This is a genomic window from Flavobacterium sp. 9AF (genome assembly GCF_902506265.1).
GTDB lineage: Bacteria > Bacteroidota > Bacteroidia > Flavobacteriales > Flavobacteriaceae > Flavobacterium.
Window position 1 is genome coordinate 1,163,463 of record NZ_LR733556.1, and the last position, 22,707, is coordinate 1,186,169.

General features: G+C 30.8%; 15 protein-coding genes. All 15 read left to right on the plus strand.

Annotated elements, in window-relative coordinates; genetic code table 11:
• Positions 1-7 precede the first annotated feature (7 nt).
• The 15 genes from HALO113_RS05600 (at position 8) to HALO113_RS05670 (ending at position 22,673) form a co-directional block, all read left to right on the plus strand.
• Positions 8-178, plus strand: a complete 171-nt coding sequence (locus tag HALO113_RS05600; RefSeq protein ID WP_159778086.1) for a DUF5908 family protein — start codon at positions 8-10, stop codon at positions 176-178.
• Between the two features lie 10 nt (positions 179-188).
• Positions 189-866 carry a hypothetical protein gene (locus HALO113_RS05605; RefSeq protein WP_159778087.1) on the plus strand — a complete coding sequence of 226 codons (678 nt, stop codon included), beginning with the start codon at positions 189-191 and terminating at the stop codon, positions 864-866.
• Complete coding sequence (vgrG, locus tag HALO113_RS05610; RefSeq protein ID WP_159778088.1) at positions 867-2,666, plus strand: type VI secretion system tip protein VgrG; 1,800 nt, start codon at positions 867-869, stop codon at positions 2,664-2,666.
• 12 nt (positions 2,667-2,678) lie between these two features.
• Positions 2,679-2,981, plus strand: a complete 303-nt coding sequence (locus HALO113_RS05615; protein ID WP_159778089.1) for a PAAR domain-containing protein — start codon at positions 2,679-2,681, stop codon at positions 2,979-2,981.
• Complete coding sequence (locus HALO113_RS05620; protein ID WP_159778090.1) at positions 2,974-3,414, plus strand: GPW/gp25 family protein; 441 nt, start codon at positions 2,974-2,976, stop codon at positions 3,412-3,414. The genes HALO113_RS05615 and HALO113_RS05620 overlap by 8 nt, the downstream gene beginning before the upstream one ends.
• A complete protein-coding gene (locus HALO113_RS05625; protein ID WP_159778091.1) occupies positions 3,415-7,230 on the plus strand; it encodes a hypothetical protein in 3,816 nt (1,271 codons plus the stop codon).
• Entirely contained in the window at positions 7,217-9,955 is a 2,739-nt protein-coding gene (locus HALO113_RS05630) for a hypothetical protein (RefSeq protein ID WP_159778092.1), read from the plus strand. Before HALO113_RS05625 ends, HALO113_RS05630 begins: the two co-directional genes overlap by 14 nt.
• A gap of 5 nt (positions 9,956-9,960) precedes the next feature.
• Entirely contained in the window at positions 9,961-13,821 is a 3,861-nt protein-coding gene (locus tag HALO113_RS05635; RefSeq protein ID WP_159778093.1) for a contractile injection system tape measure protein, read from the plus strand.
• Positions 13,822-13,925: 104 nt separating this feature from the next.
• Positions 13,926-15,914, plus strand: coding sequence for a hypothetical protein (locus HALO113_RS05640; RefSeq protein WP_159778094.1), 1,989 nt, complete (start codon positions 13,926-13,928; stop codon positions 15,912-15,914).
• A 22-nt stretch (positions 15,915-15,936) separates the two neighbouring features.
• Positions 15,937-16,746 carry a hypothetical protein gene (locus HALO113_RS05645; protein WP_159778095.1) on the plus strand — a complete coding sequence of 270 codons (810 nt, stop codon included), beginning with the start codon at positions 15,937-15,939 and terminating at the stop codon, positions 16,744-16,746.
• Positions 16,747-16,838: 92 nt separating this feature from the next.
• On the plus strand, positions 16,839-17,741 hold the full coding sequence (locus HALO113_RS05650; protein WP_159778096.1) for a hypothetical protein: 903 nt from the start codon (positions 16,839-16,841) through the stop codon (positions 17,739-17,741).
• 6 nt (positions 17,742-17,747) lie between these two features.
• Positions 17,748-19,103: an ATP-binding protein gene (locus HALO113_RS05655; RefSeq protein WP_159778097.1), complete on the plus strand. Its 1,356-nt coding sequence runs from the start codon at positions 17,748-17,750 to the stop codon at positions 19,101-19,103.
• Positions 19,104-19,106: 3 nt separating this feature from the next.
• Complete coding sequence (locus HALO113_RS05660; RefSeq protein ID WP_159778098.1) at positions 19,107-19,964, plus strand: glycoside hydrolase family 25 protein; 858 nt, start codon at positions 19,107-19,109, stop codon at positions 19,962-19,964.
• A 17-nt stretch (positions 19,965-19,981) separates the two neighbouring features.
• Complete coding sequence (locus HALO113_RS05665; protein WP_159778099.1) at positions 19,982-20,785, plus strand: hypothetical protein; 804 nt, start codon at positions 19,982-19,984, stop codon at positions 20,783-20,785.
• Between the two features lie 28 nt (positions 20,786-20,813).
• On the plus strand, positions 20,814-22,673 hold the full coding sequence (locus HALO113_RS05670; RefSeq protein ID WP_159778100.1) for a DUF4157 domain-containing protein: 1,860 nt from the start codon (positions 20,814-20,816) through the stop codon (positions 22,671-22,673).
• The last annotated feature ends 34 nt before the right edge of the window (positions 22,674-22,707 follow it).

The window sequence follows — 22,707 nt, forward strand, 5'->3', positions numbered from 1 at the left end:
ATAGATTATGCCAATAGAAATTAGAGAATTAATCATTAAAACTGAAATAACCTCTAGTAATAAAATACGAGAAGATATTCCAAAAGAGAATGAAATTAATCTATTAAAAAAGCAATTACTCGATGAGTGTAGAAGAATGATTACTGAAAAAACAAAAAAAAGCAACTATAAACGATAATGTAAAAGATATGAGTGGCAGTTTGGAATTAATGAAAATTACAGGATATACAGATGAAAATTTCCAGCAAGCTTTTAGTGGTCAACCTTATACCGTTATGTTAAACCCTGAAAACATTAAATGGCAAAGAGGTATTGAATACAATGAACAACAGGCACCCAATACAAGCGCCCCATCTCAAAAATATAAAAGTACTCCAGTAGAGAAACTAAGTTTTGACATTACCATAGATTGTACAGGAGTAGTAGATCCTGATAGAACCGATATGTTTAAAGAAATTAATGCCCTAGAAAGCATTATATATACTTATAACGGAACTATTCATCGTCCCAATTTTGTAAAAGTGCAATGGGGAAAAAATATTGTTTTTAAAGGTGTTTTAAAGTCAATGGATACTTCTTTTACACTTTTTAAATCAGATGGTAGTCCTTTAAGAGCGAAACTATCTTTAAGTTTTTCAGAATATATCTCACCTCAAAATGTAGAAGAATTAGACAAAAAAGAATCTCCAGATATTACTCATTTAGTAAATGTTGTAGAAGGGAATACATTACCTCAACTATGCGAAAAAACTTGGAATGATGATTCAATGTATATTCAAGTAGCTCAATACAACGATCTAAACAAATTTAGAAATTTAAAAGGAGGGCAAAAATTAATTTTTCCTCCTATCATACAACCTATATAAATGGCAACACAAACCGAAATAGCAACAGGTAACACAGCAACATTCACTGTAAAAGTGGATGGTTCTGCAATTTCTAGTGATCTTAATGTATTGTCTATAAACATAAGAAAAGAAGTAAATAGAATTGCTTCTGCCACCATAACCATTTTAGATGGAGAAGCAACGACCGGTAAATTTGATGCCAGTTCTTCTTCCACATTTGTTCCTGGAGCCAAAATAGCAATTGAATGTGGCTATGATTCCAAAAATGAAACTGTCTTTCAAGGTATCATTACCGGACAAACCATTCGTATAGATGAAATTGTAGGTTCTGCATTAGAAATAGAATGTAAGGATGAAGCGATTAAAATGATTGTGGGTAGAAAAAGTCTGACTTTCAATAAAAAGAAAGACAGTGATATTATTTCATCTATTATTGGAACCTATTCTGGCTTAACTGCCAAAGTAACAGCCACAACAACAACTTGGCCTGAACAAATACAATATTATGCTAGCGATTGGGATTTTATTATGGCTAGGGCAGAAAGTAACGGTATGCTAATTACAACTCTTAATGGAACTGTTACTGTAGCTCCACCAGATGCCAATACTTCTCCTGTTTTAAACGTTTCTTATGGAAATGGATTGATGCAATTTAATGCTATTTTAAATGCTATTACACAAACAAATACTGTAAAAGCAAGTACATGGGATTATAAAAATCAGGCCATTGCCTCTATGCAATCTAATGCCAATGTCACAGGACCAGGAAATTTATCTACTAAAAAACTTGCAGATGTAATAGGACTTTCTGATTATGATTTACAAACTACAGCTCCTCTTGAAAATGACGATTTAACTAATTGGTCAAAAGCACAATTAATAAAAAGTGAATATTCTAAAATTCAAGGAGAAGCTAAATTTCAGGGAACCAATTTAGTAAATCCTGGAAATTATATTACGTTGGGTGGTCTTGGCGACCGATTTAATGGGGATCATTTTATTTCTAGCGTTTCGCATGACTTGTCTGATGGAAATTGGTTGACTGAAATAAATATTGGAATGTCTCCTATTTGGTTTACAGAAGAACCCGATGTTATGGCACCGCCTGCTTCTGGATTACTTCCTGGAGCTAGGGGTCTATTTAATGCAACTGTCAAAAAAATCTATGAAGATCCTGATTCTCAATATCGGATTTTAGTAACTATTCCTTTATTTGACACTAACGGAGAAGGGGTTTGGTCAAGACTTACAAATTTTTATTCTACCAATGGAGCTGGCGTTTTTTTTCTACCTGAAGTAGGTGATGAAGTTATTGTAGGTTTCCTAAATGAAGATCCTAGATATCCTATTATCCTAGGAAGTGTTTATAGTAGTTCTAAAATAAAACCTTATGAAGGATTAAATCCAAATGAAAAAAACAGTATTAAAGCCATAGTTTCAAAATCAAAAATGGCAATCGAATTTGACGATGAAAATGTCGTATGGACACTTGTTACTCCTAATAAAAACACAATTATTGTAAGTGATAAAGACAAACAAATAACTGTCAAAGATCAAAATGACAATAGTATTGTAATGTCGAGTAGTGGCATTACTATAAAAAGTGCCAAAGATATTAATATAGAAGCTACACAGAAAGTAAACATCAAAGGTAACCAAGGAATTACAATAAATTCATCAGCTGGTGATGTAGCAACTAGTGGGATAAATATAAAAGAAACGGCTCAAACACAATACACAGCTAAAGGAAATTTAACAGCCGAAGTGCAAGGAGGTACACAACTAACCTTGAAAGCGGCTATGGTAATGATTAATTAAAAAATAAAAAATATGCCTCCAGCAGCAAGATTAACCGATTTTCATGAGTGTCCTATGCAAACTCCTGCAGTACCCGCTCCTATTCCACACGTAGGCGGACCAATAATTGGTCCAGGAGAACCTACTGTACTTATTTGCAAACTACCTGCTGCAAGAGTAGGTGATATGTTAACCTGTGTAGGTCCTCCCGATTCTATCGTAAAAGGTTCTGCAACAGTAATGATTGGTGGCATGCCTGCTGCCCGTGTAGGTGATTCTACCGCACATGGTGGAAGTATTGTTTTAGGCGCATTTAATGTAATGATAGGTGGATAATAATAGTAAAACATACAAAGAAGAAAACCATTTTTTAGGTTCAGGATGGGCTTTCCCAGTCACTTTTTCAGTGGGAAACCATCAGCTGATCTTATCCGACTATGAACAAAATGTGAACCAATCGATAAATACCATTTTACTAACTCATAATGGAGAACGCATTTTAAATCCCAGATTTGGTTCTGGTTTACAACAGTACTTCTTTAGAAAAATGGACGAAACACTAAAGGGAGAAATAGAAGATACTGTAAAATTCTCTTTAATGCACAATGAACCCAGAATTACTGTAAAAGAAGTAAATGTATCCTTTACAGATATAGTAGCTGGACTTATAGAAATTCAAGTGGTATATATTTTTAATAATACTAATACAAGACACAATTATGTATTTCCTTTTTACATAAAAGAAGGAACTAATCTAAAAAGCAGATAAATGAATTCTCTGAATCAAAATACATTTATGACTTCCCTTAAAGAAGCTTTGGTGCCATCGTCAACTTTGATAGATGGCAGAACAGAGCGTGATTGGCTGGGTTTCATAGCTGATTTTGCTTCATTAATTAATTTTTATGACTCTTACAATCAAATTAATGGCAATTGGTCTCCTTTTATTTTAAAAGACCCTATTGTGATTCTGGCAACTATTTCAAGAACTAATGTGAGTAAGAAACAAACAGTCTTTCTACAAACTTGCTCACATATCAATATTTTGTATGAGAAAGATCAAAACGATCAAAATATTGGTTCTTTAATAGTTTCGCTTCTTGACCAAATCTTTAAATTGTTCTTAAAATTAGAACGCTGGATTCATTTTTTATTACAATCCAATCAAGAGTTTAGTCTAAAAGAATATATAATCTATCAGGTTGAAAATATTTATAGTGCTCAATTATGGGCTTTATTATCATTAAGAAAACAATTAATTTTACATAAAATCATTGTTACCTCAGAAGCCTTTGAATGGTCTGTTTTTCAAAAGGCTAACCCACAAATTTGGAAACAAAATAAAGACAAAAAAACATTTTGGGAAGTGCTACATTTGGATGCCACTTTCTTAAAAAATAAAATCCCCGATTTTATTCGAGTTATTAAACAATCAGGAGAGGAACTTTTTACTTTTTTTACATCGTTAACCCATTATGCAAAAATTGCCTTTCACAAACTAAAAGAAACGAAAAGTAATTTTCCGGATACTGTATTGATGCGTACTTTCATTAATTTATTAATGAATCATTGTAAAGAAATAAATGAAATTTCAAAAAAGCATTTGAACTTTTATTATTCTGATATCTTAAAGCAACAGCTCAAAAAAGCACAACCAGATCAAGTGTTTGCCTCCATTCAATTGGCAAAAAAAAATGCGGCATTTTTATTGCCAAAAAACACCTTATTTACTGCGGGTATTGATACCGAAAATAATCCCATTTATTTCTCATCTAATGAAGAAGTTAGTTTAAATCCTGCTTCGGTGTTGCGTGCTAAAACCATTTTTACTTCAACTCTAAATGAAGGCAACACTGCTTTTTTACAAGAAATTGCCTCTCCATCTACCCTTCAAAAAGACGAATCAGGGAAAATAATGGGTTGGCCTATTTTTGGTGGCAATATCTCTCCTCTAGCAACAACTGTGGATTTTGGTTTTGCTTTAGCTTCTCCATTATTGTTACTCAAAGAAGGTGGTCGAAATATTCAACTGACGTTGTTTTTTAATGAACCTAATGCGATTATTTTTTTAAACAATGCTCATTTCTATCTCAGTACTCAAGAAAATTGGTTTGCAATTTCTCCCTCAATTACAGAAGATTCTAACAACACAACCTCAGTTATTTTAAACATTTCTTTAGACAATAAACAACCTGCTATTGAAGCATTTTCAATAAATCCTGATGGTTATACTTGTGAATGGCCTTTATTAAAAATAGTCTTTACTTCTTTCCCAAGTGGTAATATTCCTATTTTAAATGCATTGCAATGGGACATTACGGTAAATAATGTTGCTTCTTTGCAATTAGCTAACGATTTTGGTGCATTGGACCCTAAAAAACCATTTGAATTATTCGGTCCTACTCCTGTTATAAACAGCAATTTTATTATAGGTAGTTCGGAAATTTTTAGTAAACCTTTACAAACATTAGAAATTAACTTAAACTGGGATACGCTACCTGATAGTTTTCAGAATTACTACTTAGAATACAACAAATATATTTCTGCAACAACTCAAAATACTAAAAAAAGCAAATCAATATTCCCAAATCAAAAATCACATGGGTTACTACAAAAATTAGAAAACATCATAAAAGGCGGCTTAAATATTGTAAAAAGTGCATTTCAAAAAATTGTAGATTCCATTATTGCTTTATTAAAAGAAATTGTACAACTATTAAAAGACCTTTTAGGAATCCTTGAACCCGACCCAACTATTCCTTTTAATAATGTTTGTTTCACAGTTGATTTTGAAATTTTAAACAATAGTTCTTGGTCTTCATTCCATATGATTAAAGAAGGGGTTGCAATAGCATTAGATGGAAGCATCACTCCTATTCCCTATGTTCCAAATCCTTATTGTGTACCTGAAGCAGACACAACGGCTAATTTACTCTTCAGTACGAATGACAGTACAAAAGAATGTCTTTTAACAGAAAATAGTTTTTTTAGATATACTTCTCCTTCAGGAAACGAAAATAAAACAATGTTTGATCCTAGCATCCAAAATACTCCTTTTGTTTATTCTGATGAAAGTAGGTCTGGATTTATAAAAATGTCCTTAACGGGTCCTAATCCGTATGGTTTTGGTAGTCAAATCTATCCAGAAGTAGTTTCTAATATTGCACTTCAAAATGCTTTACTCATTTCAAAAGACCCGAAAACGAATCCTAAAAAATTAGCAACAGCTGCCAAACTACCTTATTCACCAAAATTAAAAAAAATAACAGCGAATTACACTGTATCTGAATATTACGATGTAACCCAAACGGGAAATTATCCTTTACAATGTTTTGCTTATACGCCTTTTACTACATACTCAACATATAATAATAATGGTGATTTACCTCTTTATAATTTTAATGTAGGAGAAAATCATTTAGACCCTATGCCTAATAATGGCATTCCTTTACTATCTTCTTTTTACAATTATAAAGGGTTTTTATATATCGAATTAAAAGATGTTTTGGCTCCAAACATAATGAATCTTTATGTCGAATTAGGCAGAAAAGAAGGTACTATTCCAACCAATACAAAACCCGATTATTATTATTTGAGTACTAATGGGTGGAAATTACTTCCTGTGTTATCTGATGGAACCAATAATCTAAGTTGTTCAGGAATCATCACATTTAATATACCTAAAGATTGTAGCAATAAAACAAACATAATGTCTAGTCAAAATTTTTGGATTTGTTTAGCAACTAAAAGTGCTGTCTCAAATTACCCAGACATTACTTTTTTACAAACCAATGGTATATTGTTATCTCGTTCTGGAACTACTTTTCTATCAGCTTCAACAGCACCAAAAATAAATGCTAATGTTATAACAAAACCTAAGTCTTCTATTCCTGAAATTGAAAGTGTTTCTCAACCTTTCCCTTCCTTTGGAGGAAAACCAATGGAAACAGAAAGTATTAAAAATATACGTGTAAGCAACCGTCTTAAAACTAAAGATCGCATTGCGAGTACAACCGATTATTATCGCATGATTCAAGAAGAATTTCCAGAAATCTTTTTTTCTAAGTCGATTTACAACAATAAAAAAGCACAAATATATGTAGTTAAAAAATGTGATAATGCAAATGATTATAATGCGTTTACTCCTATGATTTCAGTATGCAAAGAGGAAAAAATTCAAAAGTATCTGTCTGAAAGGGTGAGTGCTTTTACCTCTATAAATGTTGCAAATTTTTCATTTTTATCAGTTACTGTAAATGCAACCATCACTCTTTTTGATGGCTATGAATTTCAAGGTGTAGAAAAAGAAATCCAAACCGGTTTATCACTCTTTTTATCACCATGGATAACCACAAATAACCTTCAAATTATTATTGATGAACCACTCAGTAATATAGATGTTATCAATTATATTAAAACAATCTCTGGTGTAAGTAATGTGTCTGAATTGTATTTCACAACTTCTAGAATAGATGCAAACGGAACTACTGTTACTACAGATAATGTAACCGAAATATCATTGGTACAAAACCCAGAATTACTCATCGCTTCTAGCACAAATCATAGAATCAATGAAAGAGAATAATTATATTATAAATAACCCACTACCTTTAACTCAGGATTTTACTTCATTAAAAAATGAAGGATTAGATTATATTACTAAAATTGCAGGTAATGAATGGACGAATCTAAATCCTAGTGATCCAGGTATTACCATTTTGGATCAGCTTTGTTATGCTTTAACAGAACTAGGTTATTGTAATAATTTCCATATAAAAGATATTTTAACAGATCATAATGACCAACTCATTATTAAAGATCAGTTTTATCTACCCAATGAAATACTCACTACTTCTCCTATAACTCCTAATGATTATATAAAATACATTATTGATGAAGTTAATGAAGTTGACAATGTAGTAATTGTTCCAATCCAAAGTAATTTATCGTATGTAAAAGGCACATACAGTATTTATCTTGCAATAAATCCTCAAATAAAAGATGTTGCCACCAAATTAACCATTTGTAATACCGTTTTTTATCGTTTAAATAAACGAAGAAATTTAGGCGAACTCTTTTGGGTACCACAACCTTTAAAAGAAAAAAAATACACCTTAACAGGGCAGCTTCAAATAAGTAGTGAAGAAGAAGCTTCTAAAATAATTACCTTATTAGAAAATAAAATTCATTATTATATTTTTCCAAAAGTAATACGAGAAAATACCATCGAACTCCTTTCTGAGGATGAATGTACAAATACAATTTATAACGGTCCTGAAATGAGACATGGATGGATTAATGAAGCCAAACTTAGTGAGAAAAAAAACTCGGTAACCCTTAGAGATCTTATTACTATTTTTCAATCTACTGCTGCTGTACATAGCATACAAAATTTACAAATTAAAGAAGCACAACCATTAGATTTTGTTACCGCTACAATTAGCGAAATACTAACATTTGACCTCTCAGAATTAACAATAAGCTATACCAATGCAGGTGCTACTAATGCTATAAACGAAGAAAAATCGATTGCTCTTTCAAAACTTATTTCGGATACTTCACAACAGCAACAAGACCATTTACCTAAGGGCAAGTTTAGAGACATTAATTCCTACTATTCAATACAAAATACTTTTCCTGAAATTTATGCTGTAGGTGAGAATGATATCAATTCAAACGCTTCAGATTTTGAAATAGCACAATCACGCCAGTTAAAAGGCTACTTAACTTTATACGATCAAATATTAGCCAACCAATTTTCTCAGTTGGCCAATGTGCATCAGTTATTCTCATTTAAGAATGGGATTACAGGTACTCCTTCCGAATTAAAAAATTTTTACGCCACAAAAACACAATCTCAAAAGGAGCAAAATATCTATCCAGTACCGTATTTAAGTTTTTCGCCTACCTATTTTTATCAGGCTTTATATTCGGTTCCCAATATTAAGCCTTTACTTAAAAACAATACTGTTTTCAACTACAGCCTTAACGTTCAAACACCTAATGTAGCAGAAGAAATCAGCTGGAAAAAATTCAAAGAAGATCCATACAACTCCTACATTAAAGGGTTACAAAATTGTATGGAAGCAGATAACGACAATTTAAAAAGACGCAATGATATTTTAGATCATTTGTTAGCTAGACATGGTGAATCACCTTTATACATTAATGCAATTATTGATGGCTCGTTATATACAGGTAACAGCCAAAAAGATAAAATTATCATTAAAAGTCTATATCTACAAAATCTTGGTTTATTATCCTATAACAGATACAAAGGATATAATTATTTGGGAGCAAAAAAAATAGCTTCCCTTTCAAAAATTGATCTACAAAATCAGGATGAATTATTTGCTCAACTTGATTCCCTTAATTTTCATTCTGAAACAGAAACCGATTTCTCTTTTAATAGCTATGAAAACTTCGAAACCGATTTTGTTTTTAACACCAATAAAGTAGATCAAATTGAGAAAATAAGAAAACAAGACTTTATTGATTTTTCTGGTTTAGAGTTACAACTAAATCTTTTATTAAGTCTTAAAACACCATACATTAATTTCTTGCAAAGTATTTTAGAAACATTTGATTCAGAAAACTATAGTTCACGTAGAGATACCAATCAAACAGATGAAAACTGGATTACGGGCAATGATCAAGTCGAGCAAATTCAACAGTCATTATGGTTTTTAAAAGAACGCAAAGGGGTTTTGTGTATTGAAAACAGTTTATTATATCCTATAAATACGACTATTGTAATCACTTCTTCTATTCTTAACGGACCCTATTACACAATTAATGAAGCACTTACCTACACAGATATAATTAGTTTATATACTTTACTTCAAACTGCTACAACAATTGAGATTGGTACAAAAAACGATTTGAATACGTCTAATATAATCACTATAAATAACAGTGTTAGTTATGATGTAATAGTTACCTATTCTAGTAGTACATCTGTCAATTGGTCTGAAACTTTTGCAACAGAAACACCATATTATTTTTCTATACAAAATGAAAGCATTTCTACTATAAATCAGGATGTTCCAATGATAACAGTAATTTTTCCAAATTATATTCCTTATTTCAATACTTCCTATTTTAAAAACAGATTAGAATTATTACTAGAGAATACTTTACCTATGGAAGTTTCTTTTTCTGTTCATTTCATTGATCAAGAAAACTTACAAAACATAATTCCTGCTTACACAAATTGGTACAACGATATTGTTTTTAACTACTCTAGTTATACCCAAAAAGCAACAACAGCAAATGATTTGATTACCCTTCTAAAAACAATACAAGAATAAGTTTTATGACAGCATTGAACCATCATATGATCTCTAAATTACAATGGCAAAATTCTTTTGACCAGAAAGAAAAAGCTATGGAATTACAACAAAGAGTGAGTCAATGGAGCAATACTAAGATGCAGCAAGAAATTACACGTGTTTTTGATTCAATTTGTCCCAATAGTCAAACTTGGAAAATTCCTATGCTAGCACTAGATTTAGGAAAAATTGATTATGATAATCTAGAAGAGGATTTAACATTAAAATTAACCCAACAATTACAAAATCAACTTTTTGATATAATTACTAATAAAGAAAAAGGAAAAAATAGTATTGAAATTTCCGATACCAGTGTTTCTCAAATAAATATTCTTAGACATTATTTTTTAACTGGATTAATGTCATGGAATTTTAAAGATTCGGATCACTCAATCAATAAAATCTTGGCAAAACAATTCAAAAAGAATAAACAACAAGTTATTGAAATGCTTTATAGTGTAGGTATTCTTGACGAAAAGGTTAGAAAAAGAATGGCTTGGCAACTTCATGAATCCAATATTATAAAAATCATAGAAGGACTTGAGCGAAGCAATCATACGCAAATTATCAGTTTCTCAAAGGAATTGACCCAAATTCAACAGCAACAGCCACTAGTTCCTGCAAATAAAAACGATTTTAAAAGAAATCTTTGGTTTTGGATTTTAAATTATTTGTTCACAGATAGAGGAACTATATTTAATAAAGTAGCCTTTATGAAGAGTAGTATTCTACAAATGTCTAATCATTATAATGTAGCTTATTCCGAATTATTGCACCTTATTGAATTAGCAATTGAACAAGTACAGGTTAATTTGAGTACCAAAGCCGACTTTCTTGTTATCCTAAATTATTTAACAAAAGAAAATGAAGCGCTTATTTCAAAAGAAAATAGCTTTATTGATTCAAAAATAGATTATTGGGAAGTTGTAACCACACTTTTTAAATCACCAACACTGCGAAAAGAAGCTAGTAAAAAAAATGAGTTTAATGATTTAATTTTTGTTCTCTCCAAAGAAGACAGACCTCGTTTTAAAACATTATTTTATTCATTAGGAGATCGTATCCTCTTTTGGAAATCAATTGTTAATGATTTGGAAAAAACAACTATGGAAAGTATTTTTCATGCTGTTATACCTGTGCAATCCTCTCTTCTTATTGAAAGTATCTACTTTATTGAAAAGTTGTACAAAGAAATGAATGTAAAATTAGAAGAACTTCTTTTATGGGAAATTGGATTTCAATTTATACTAGAGTACAAAAACACTCCTTTTGATAACAAAACATTTTTGAATTATACAATAACTGCATTAGGTAAAAAGAACAGTACCTTAAAGGACATTATTTATGATCAATTACCACATATAAAAGTACCTGCTTCTTCTAAAACCATCGTAACTTTAGAGATATATACAAATCTAACTTCTATTTTAAAAGAAGAAGTATTAGAAAAAAATAAAATAGTTTTATCTAGTCATTTTATGGATTTGTTAGAAGAATTAGTAAAACAAATAAAAGCAAACACTACCCATACATTAGATTGTGTTACTATTCAAAAAGAAATCATTATTTACATTCAATCGAACCCGAAAGAAGCCTTTGTAATACTCCAAAAATTTAAAGATAAAACCACATTACAACTCCTTTTTCCTTATATTTTAAACAACCATCATATTCAGCTTTTTGTAAATAAAATAGCTTCCTCCAAAATGGAATTATTACATCTTATTATCAAAGCATTTAAAGATAGTAAACAAACTCATTTTATCTCAAATTTAAGTATTCCAAATACAAAAAAGCTACATCTCTTAGGCATACAGTTATTGTTATTACAAACACAACAAACTGATTTCCATTTTCTAGAATCAATTTTAGAGAAACTTTTTATAAAACTAACACCTTCTCAAAAATTAGCCTTCAATAGTTTTATTTCTTATCTATTTAAACAAGATAAAATACAAATTATTGCTAATGCTAATGAACGTTTAGAAAAGTTACGCTTACAATTATTTCAGCAGTATTCAAAACCAGTTTCTCAAGATGAAAACAAATTTCAAAACAAGATCAATGAAATTAGAAATAGTAATTCAAATGAAATGAATTCGGTTATTATTAATGGACAAGCTGTAGAAGTAAAAAAAATGATAGAATGGATAACTCATTGTATTACAAATACCTCATCAAAAATAACCATACAGGATAACGTATTTACATTTAAAAAAATATTTGAATCGGCTTTAGAAATTAATGCAAAGGAGATCCAAAAACTTTTGGCCACCATTTCGATAACTACAAAAAATATAAAATTTTTAAAACGCAACTTGGATTGGTATCAATTTAGTTTTTGGATAGCAAACGACAGAAATTCTAAATTAAATGAAGCTTTAGAAACACTTCGGTTATTTTCAAATTTCATCGGTTATTTCATTCAGAATAAGTTGACAACAAAAATAGAATTTGCCCTTTGGGAAATTAGTTTGAAACTCATAAAACAAGAAACAAATCTTCAAGCTACTATAAAATCATTCATTACCTATTGGCTTGACCAAATGATAAAAGAAGAGGTAATAAATGCAAATTATATTCTAAACACAATTAAAAAAAATACTATTAAAATTAATCCCATTTTAAAAAACATTCTTATGGAGTACAATACAACTTTTTCAAAAATAGTGGTTTTTTCAAACGATACTATTTCTAGGGAAATACAACGTTGTGAAGTAGAAGGATTGATGGAAGAATTATTTATTGTATTACTTACCGAACGAAAAGTTCCGCATTGGTTTACTAATACAGAAAACACTTCTACGCTAGAGATATTCCATGAAGCGCTAGAAAACAGTCCTAATGCATTTATAGTAGTTTACAAACACAATAAAATACCACAACTTCAAAAACAACAATTGTGTAATTGGATTGATTTTAAGAAAACAATGCTTGTTATTAACGAACATTATAAAGGAAAACAACAATTATACATTATAGAGAAACTCTATTTTGTTTTAAGTCAAATCACAATAAAAGGAATTACTACAAAAGAAATACAAGAAATCTTATTTAAAAAAATTCTCATTGCATGGACAGAAAACAACTGGTCTATTCTTTTAGTAGATCGTATTTGGCAAGAATTACTTTGGGAAATAGTTCAGAAAAAAAACATCCTAAAAAACGATTTTTTATCTGTTATTGATAAAGTCAAACATCAATTACCACCTTCGTTACAAACCAGTTATGATCAATTAGTAAAAACAAATCAGACAAACACGATGAAGCTTCCAACTTTTATTGCTTCAAAAATGGAAAAAAAAATGGAAAAAAAATCAATCATGAACGAAATTAACACTACTCCTATTCCTATAAAAAACGCTGGTATTGTATTATTAAACAATTATATAGAAATGCTTATGAATCGATTGGGATTACTAAATGAAAAATCATTTAAAGATACCGATTCACAATTAAAAGCTGTACAGTACTTACAATATGTAGTTACTGGATTATCTGCTACAGAAGAAGTTTTTTTACCCTTAAACAAAGTGCTTTGTGGTTTACAAATCACAACTCCTGTAATGGCAAGTATTACCATAACCGAAGCGGAAAAAAACTTGATAGAAGGTCTAATTAAAGCGGTAATTTCTTATTGGAGTATCATTGGAGAAACTTCAATAAATGGTTTTAGAGGAAATTGGCTAGTAAGAGATGGCTTGTTATTAGAAAAAGAAGAGCGTTGGGAATTAACAGTAGAAAAACGACCTTATGATATTTTAATAAATCAGTCTCCATTCTCTTTCTCAATCATTAAATATCTGTGGATGAACAAACCCCTACATGTTGTTTGGCCTTATTAATTGTAATAAAAATGATAACGATAAAAAATAAAAAAATAGATAGTAGCTAAATAGAACTACAAAAACCGATTACAAATAATATAAACATTAAAAATTAAATAATTATGAGTTCCTACAATGAAAATTTAAATGCAAGTGTGGTTACTTCCTTACAAGCTCAGGAATTAAAGCTAAGTACTACACAATCAGAATTAAATGCAGGTATGTTTACCCTGTATTATGCAGAAGATGCAAAAATAACTGCCCAAGAAAAACTCCAAAAAACTGAAAACAAGTACAAAGCGCAAGAAATAATTAAAGATGAAGCTGTTAGCAACAACAATCTTGCTACCAACGTATTAGCAAGTGCAAATCAAGAAAAACAATCTAATCTACAATCTGTATCTAACTCAGCCGTTTCAGCAGCTAATGTTCAAATTGCAACCAACGCAATAGTAAATTTAGCCAGTGATATGGGAAGTATTGTAAGCATCTTAAATGCAGCGGATTATGGTAGCCAGATTTATGAACAAGCAATAGCTGTAAACCAATTAATGAATGATACTGCTTATAATGCTGAAGTAACTTCTCAATGGGCTATGGAAGCTTCTTCTCTTACGGCTGAAGTAACTGCAAGTACTGTCGCTGATATGGCGGCTTCTACTTCTACTTCTTTAACTAATTTATTAGGTGTTCTAAATAGTCAATTAGGAGCTACAGCTACTTTAGAAATCACTGAAAACACAAATTATTCTAATGCAGCTACTGAAGAGAAAAAAGCCGAAGGAAAATTAATAGATGCAAAAGTAGAATATGATGCTGCAAAAGCTACTTATCTATCAAGCATCAATGAATTAAATTTAAATTTACAAGTAACCGATACAACTCCTAACTCCTTTACTGTTGAGTTTAATCCTTATCTAAATCCTTTCCACAAATTATCTTTAAATATACCTAATTCTCCTTATAGCTCTAATCCGGTGGAGAATTACTATATTTTTGTTGTAAAAGAAAGTAATAAATCTACTTTTTCACTTGCTACAGCTGAAGGATTAATGGACACTTCTGACATTGCTTTTAAAATAAAAGCAAAACAACTAACAACAGCAACAATTTCTAAGAAAATTTCTCTTGGTAATATCAAAGATTCTAATAATGAAAATCTAGTTTTGGGAGAAAATTATGTGGTATTTGTTTTAGCACAATTTACAATAGAATATAAAAAATCTTTAAATAATTTTGATGACTATTTAACAGCAGCGTCTTCAAAATTTGTATTAACAACACCTTTAAATAGTCCTAATGCTAATGATATAACTGTTGATTTTTTACCAGCAGATAATAATCCGAATCATATAACTAGCCAAGTACTACAATTTAATGTAAATGAAAAAGTTGAAAATGTAGAGTACAGATGCCTTTTTTTACTAAACAATACGCAGTTAGTGAATCATATGCTGAAACCTGAAAATTTACTTTCTATAGAAAACCAAATCGTAAAAGAAATAAATACAGAAATAAATAAACGTAAAGATGAAGAAGATCGAATAAACGCTTATAACAATCAGAATTTACTACAAACTTTACAAAATGAACTAGATGCTTTAGAAACGCTCAAAGCACAAGCAAGTAAGAATAGTACAACTATTGAAGCAGATGCAGATGCAGATAATGACACTACTCAAACAAAAGACTCTGATAGTAACCTCACAATTGATACTCAAATAAGTGAATTAAAGACTAGAATACAATCCTTAACCTCAATAGATTTAAGAGACATTAATCCTTCTGGATCCGCTTCTCAATCAACAGGCCCTAATGAAACACCTAAACCTGGTTTTTTCTTCAACCAACTTATTGCAGAAAACATATCGAATTATTCGGTTCCTGTAGGTCCACAAATTAATAAATCAAACGGAAAAGTTGAAGTAACACTTCCTATTTTAGAAAATACAACCGACAACTTTGGTAATCCTCTTATCGATAACAAACAATACATACCTGTTGTATTAGCTGTAGCTTCAGGACCTAAAAAGTTTACTGATCAATTTTCAAATGCCATTTCCGATTTTAAAAATACAGCTGTTTTTACTTATAAAACAACAGCTAATTAATTAATGAATAAAAGAAAATAATATGTTAACAATAGCAACTCAACCTCAAAAATATGGGGTAACAGAAAATAAAAAAAGAACATTAGATGCTTTAACTATTCAAGTACTAAACGCAACCGATGAAGTAGCACAACTACAAGCAATTGTAGATTCTTTAACAGATAAATTGGCAACTTATCAAGGCTTTTTAACACAAGCTGATGCTAATAAAACACAAGCTCAAAACAATGTTACCTTGATGAATACAGTCATACAGAATGCTTTAAACTTAAAAGACAATTCTGAAATTGCTTTAAAAGAAGTTATAAAAGCGAATGAAAAAACTGAAAAAGTAGCGAAAAATTGTACCAGTGTTACCAATAAGTTAATCTATACGGCAGAAATGGTTAACAAATTAGCCAATTTAATTGTTCGTAAAAAAGCGCAAAATCCACTTATCTCAGATCAATTAATAACGATGGTTACCGCTGCAGGAACAAATGCTAATAATGCAGTAGCCTTATCATTAGTAGCTTTAAACTCTGCCTTCGTAGCACAATCAACAAATAAAGATGTGTTAAATATTTCTGGACTAGAAAATTTACAATCCGTTAAATTATACAACAAGCTAATTAATGACAATCTAACTAGTAGCCCGTATAAATCATTAAATACATTATTAAATGACGCATACAATTTTGCTGTTTTAGAATTTGATAAAATGCAAAAAGCTTATAATGAAACACTAAATCAACTCAACTTAAAAACCTCAGATTTAAACAAAGCTCAAATTAATTTGAAATCGTTGCAATCTGGACTTGCTGCTGCCAACGCTGCCGCATTAGCTTCTTAAATAGGTTTTACAACTTCTGTTTTGAATCACAGTTTCTAAAATGGTATTAGAAACTGTGAACCAAAACAACCATTCAAAATAAACAAAAAAACATGGATACTATTTACAGAAAATTTTACAGAAATTGTTATTTTAAGACTAACGGTTTTATACCTTCTAATCCCATCAATAAGACATTATTTCCTGGAGATTTCTTTCATATTATTAACGGTGAAATGGTTATTTTAGGTAATATTTTTAGTGGAAAAATTGTAGATACTAAAAATGTGGAATTTGATCATAATATACCTTTAAATCCAGATTCTTGGAAATTTAGTGATGGTGTTACTAAACCATATGCAGGTAGAGGAACTGGGCAAAGTATTGACGGTAATTTTGAATTTAGCAAACAAATTTTAGCATTTGAATCTAGTGGGAGTTTCCTTTTTTATGCCCATCAGCCAGAAGCTGTAAAAATAAAAAACTGGACCGATATTCAAAATGAACTCATTATAAAACTTACTCAAACCTATTACTCTTTTAGAAAATTGTATCTCATTACCGAAACTGCCAGTACATCGGATTGGACTTTAGCTATTTCTGGATCAAAAAAAGGGGAATTGGAAATTGCAATTGAAACTGAAAACTTTGGACTTGTTGATATTTTTGGACATCAAAACTCTAGAACTATACAATCTAAAGATATTGAGTACTACAATAGACAAAATGAACGAAACCCTTCATTTTTTAAAGCAAAAAAACTAACAGAACAATATGAAAAATTACCCGTCTTTATTAACGAATTAATTTACCAACGTTCTTTAATAAAACAATGGGGTGAAACATTTTATACATATGATGTTACTTCTAATCATGATTATGATGTAGCACTATTAAATAATGCGCAAATTAGCATTTTAGATCTTTTATCTGGAAATCAATTAAATCCAAATACAGCGCTTCAGTATTTTAAATGGGCAGATACCTGTCTGGATGATGTAGCACTTTTTTTCTAAACTATTATGAATACCCACTTACCTATTTTTGTGCTTTTAAAAGAATTAGAATGGCTAGACCAAGTAATTCAACAAGTTATTTGTAGCTATTTGATGCAAGAAGGTTTTGAAAATGACTGGCTTGATATCCCTGTTCCTGATATTTCAAAAAATGAAACTCCTTATGCTAAAATGGTACAAGAATGGAATTTAAATACTTTGGAACGTTTAACTCTTGCTCTTTGTTTGGCTCCTCATCTACAACCCGAAATATTAGACACTTTTTTTGGCAAAAACGGAATGTATGATAGAGGATTTACAGAATTTGGAGGAGTTATCGATAAAAATCATAGTGGTTTTCTTCCTACTGGACAAACTTTGATTTTTATCATTTCTGCCACCCATCCAGAACTAAGACACGAAGTACACAAAATTGTAAGCAAAGAAAACAAACTTATCAAAGAAGGCGTAATTCAATTATCAGACACTGAGGAATTTATCCCACAACTCAACGGAATTCTAAGTTTACACCACAATTGGTTTCATTTTTTTATGACCAATGAAAAAGTTAGCATGGCAGAAAGTAGTTCGTTTCCCGCTAAAAAAATTACGAGTCCATTAGATTGGGAAGATGTTGTACTAGATCCCTTGGTTATGGAACAAGTAGATGAAATACTAACTTGGCTAAAACATGGTCAAACCCTTTTACATGAATGGGGATTACAACGAAAAATAAAACCTGGGTATCGTGCTCTTTTCTATGGACCACCAGGTACTGGAAAATCATTAACAGCTACACTACTAGGAAAAGCCACAAATAAAGAAGTTTATCGTATTGATTTATCAATGATTGTTTCTAAATACATTGGAGAAACTGAAAAAAATCTTTCCAAAGTATTCGATATAGCTAGAGACAAAGAATGGATTCTTTTCTTTGATGAAGCCGATGCGCTTTTTGGAAAACGAACGGCTACCAATTCTTCTAATGACAGACATGCGAACCAGCAAACGGCACATTTATTACAACAAATTGAAGATTTTCCTGGGGTAGTTATTTTGGCATCCAACTTGCGAGCGAATATGGACGAAGCATTTACGAGACGATTTCAGACTACAATACATTTCAATATGCCTTCTGCAGAAGAACGTTATCAATTATGGCAAAATGCATTTTCAGGAACATGTAGTTTATCCAAAGAAATCGATTTATATCAAATTGCTGAAGATTATGAATTAGCTGGAGGAGCTATAATCAATGTACTACGCTATTGTGCTTTGGCTGCAATTAGTAGAAATGACACTTTAGTATCTAAGGAAGAACTACTTAGAGGAATTAAAAAAGAATTCAATAAAGAAAATAAAACTATTCTCATAAAACAATAAATCATGTTAAAAAATTTAGTCTTAGTTTTAGCATTATGGTTCTTAATTGAGTGGGTATATGTTGAAAAAATAAAACCCTTCTTAAAAACAGAATTAGCAACCGAAACACCACTACCACCGGCTAAAGATAAACCAATAGAAGAGAACACTACTATAGCAAAACCCATAAGTTTAGTTAAAAATTTACTCACAAAAGATTCGGTAACCTATGGATTAGATATTTCTCATTATCAAGGAGATTTAATTAGTGCGTTAAACAAAAGGAAAGATTCTTTATACTTTGTAATTTGTAAAGCTACTGAAGGAATAAGTTATATTGATCCTACCTATCAGAATAATTGCACTATTTTAAAAGAAAAACATGTAGTACGAGGCGCTTATCATTTTTATTTATGTGAATACGATCCTATAGCTCAAGCACAACATTTTTCAAAAGTAATTACAGATAATCAATTCTTAAATATTGGCCATTTGCCACCCGTAATGGATATTGAAAACAGCAGTATGGATAGTAATTGTGGCGATTTAGAAACTGCTCAAAAAAATATCCTTCTTTTTCTTGAAGAAGTTGAAAAACTAACGGGAAGAATACCTATGATTTACACCAACAAATCTACTGGAAATAAATACTTAAACACCAGCAATTTTTCTAAATATCACCTATGGATAGCTGCTTACACCAATGATTTAACCGAAAATAATATTCCCTCAATATGGGAAGAAAACTGGACATTTTGGCAACGATCCGATAGTTATTCGTACCAAGAAACCAATTTTGACTTTGATGTTTTCAATGGCAACCGATTGGAATTAAGGAAATTTATAAGAAATACGATTGTAAAAAACAAACCTACCAAGTAACTTCTAACATTTTTAGCATGAATGAATCGATAAAAGATATAATCCCAAAAAAATCAAGCACTGCTCAAGCTGTTGCCAATGTTTCAGGAAACCAAGGAAGAGTGCTTATTGATAATAGGAACAACAACTCTTTGCAAATGAAAGAAAACACTAATGAACCTCACCCAAAAGTTACTCAAAGAATGCCGAATAAAACCATACAGTTTGGTAGAGGTGAAAGTAAAAATATCAAACATATAGGTGGAAGATCATTTAGTAAAGCTTTGAAAAAGCGAATAGGTGGTACAAAAGCAAAACATGACATCAGCCATAAAGCTTCTGCTAAATATTATCAAATCATTGGAAAACGAATCATCCGTAAACCTGGTAAAATCCATAAACGATTTATTTCAGGAATACAAAACACAGACAAATCTGCATTCACAAAAAAAGATCATATCCTATTTGCTCAAGGAATTACTGCTTTAAAACAAGGTCGTAAAAATGGAAAAATAACGTCATCTGAACAGGATCAAATTGCAAATGTTTTACGTCTTTCTGCTAATCGAAATCCAAAAAATCTACGAAACAAACCAGAAAGAGAAAACAGACAAATTGGAGCATATCCTCACTTTAACATAGATAACGGAGAACTTTCAGATGATGGAGAAGACATCTTAGAAACTTTAAACACACAAGCAGAAGAATTTAGTGATTCTGAATTTTCAGATTCTGAAGAACTAAACATTACGAAAAGCTATAAAAATTTACCAAAACATATTGGCAAAGGAAAAAGTATTAAAAGTACTTCTGACCAAGTAGACTATCGTAAGAAAAAATAAGTCTAATCATTCACCAAAAAGAAATGTTATGCAAGACTCAAAGAACCTTCAACCTCAATCTGAATCAGTTTCAAATGCAAATAACAAAACCGTTCAGAATAAAGCAATTACGCTAGAAGACAATCGCCCCTCAACAATTTTACAAAAAAAAGCTAACAATACAGGCTTACCTGACAACTTAAAATCAGGAATAGAAAACCTATCAGGTCATTCTATGGATGATGTAAAAGTGCATTACAATTCTGATAAGCCAGCCCAATTAAACGCCCATGCTTATGCACAAGGAACCGATATTCATATAGCCTCTGGACAAGAAAAACATTTACCTCATGAGGCTTGGCACGTGGTACAACAAAAACAAGGCAGAGTAAAACCTACTATGCAGATGAAAGGCAAAGTGAATGTGAATGATGATAAAGGATTAGAGAAAGAAGCAGATGTGATGGGGGCTAAGGCGTTGCAAATGAAAGATACAGTTGAAGTTATCAAAAATAAATCGTCGGAACAAAATAGAATGCAGGTTACACAAGGATATTTCATGAATGGAATGGTAAAAGGAACTGAAGAAGATATGGAAGAGAAGTTTCAAAAGGTAAAAAGTGAGGTAAAATATCTAAGTAAATTTGAAAGTGAATTTGATACGCTCAACAAAGACGAAAATGATAACGGTCAATTATTTGATTTTTTGGTCAATACAGCTCAAGAAAAACAAAAAAAATGGGTTGCAGCAATTTCTCATAATGCTGGACTTAATTCTTCACAATTTAGTGAAGCTTTAAATGATGTGTCAAAATCAGTTGGTAAACCTAAAAAAGAATCACTTCGTTTAGATTTAGAAAAAATCAAACAGGATGAATTCGAAGAAGAACAAAAAGGAGGGACTCCTGTTAGCCCAAGAAACAGAAGTCGTTTAATTCAAATCCCAAATTTAGTAGCAATGGTTACTAAATTATTTGCTCAAAATGAACTGTTAAAAAACTTTAATTTCATTTTAGGAGGAGGTTCAGCCTTGACACTTAAATACCCTAAAGACGGAAGACTAGGAAGAAGCTCCGAAAATATGAGAGATATTGACATGGATTTTCAAATAAACAAAAAACAATCTCCTACAGAAATTTTTAAAAAAGAAAGTCAAAAAGGTCTAAAATCATTAATTAATGAAGTCAAAATAGCTATGGTCAATGAACTGGCAAAATTAAGTGGAGAAGATGGCGCTTTATTTACAGGAGAACCATCCATCACAATGGGAACAACCATAATTTTTAAAAGTTGGGATCTAGAATACTCTTTTCACTTTATTGATGGAATCTCAGAAAAAGAGTTAGGAGTAGATGAAATGAATTCACCTGATGCAGGTCCTTTTTTGGTAATTAATGATGATAGTCATTGGTCTATGACAACTTCTGCACTAGAAAATAGGCTTTCTAGACCAGATAAAATTCATAAAACACTAATAGATGCTTTAGTATTAGCTGGAAAATCTAAAAATAGGGTAGATCAAATCGGTGTTATCATAAAAGATAACGCTTTGCACATAGGCAATATAAAACGAATTCTTAAAGGGCTCTATTTAGATCGAAAAGATTCCTCAAAAGCAGGAAAAATAAGTGGACTTGAGCCAAAAACCGCTAAAACTGCCAGTGATCATTTAGATAAAATTAAATCTTCGTTTATGGATAACAAGAAATTATCAAATAATGAAATTATATCGGCAAGATTTAAATATCTTGGAACAGTAGCAGCTATTCTTAAAGACATTTCGACCAAAGCTGATTCAGCAAATAGAAATCAAGTTAAATTGAATGCAGAAAAAGTTATATCTGATATGAATAATTTTAAAAAATGGATTAAAGGATATGAACATTATGTTAACATTCCAAGAGAATGATTATAATAAAAGATGATCCGTAAAATAAGAAAAT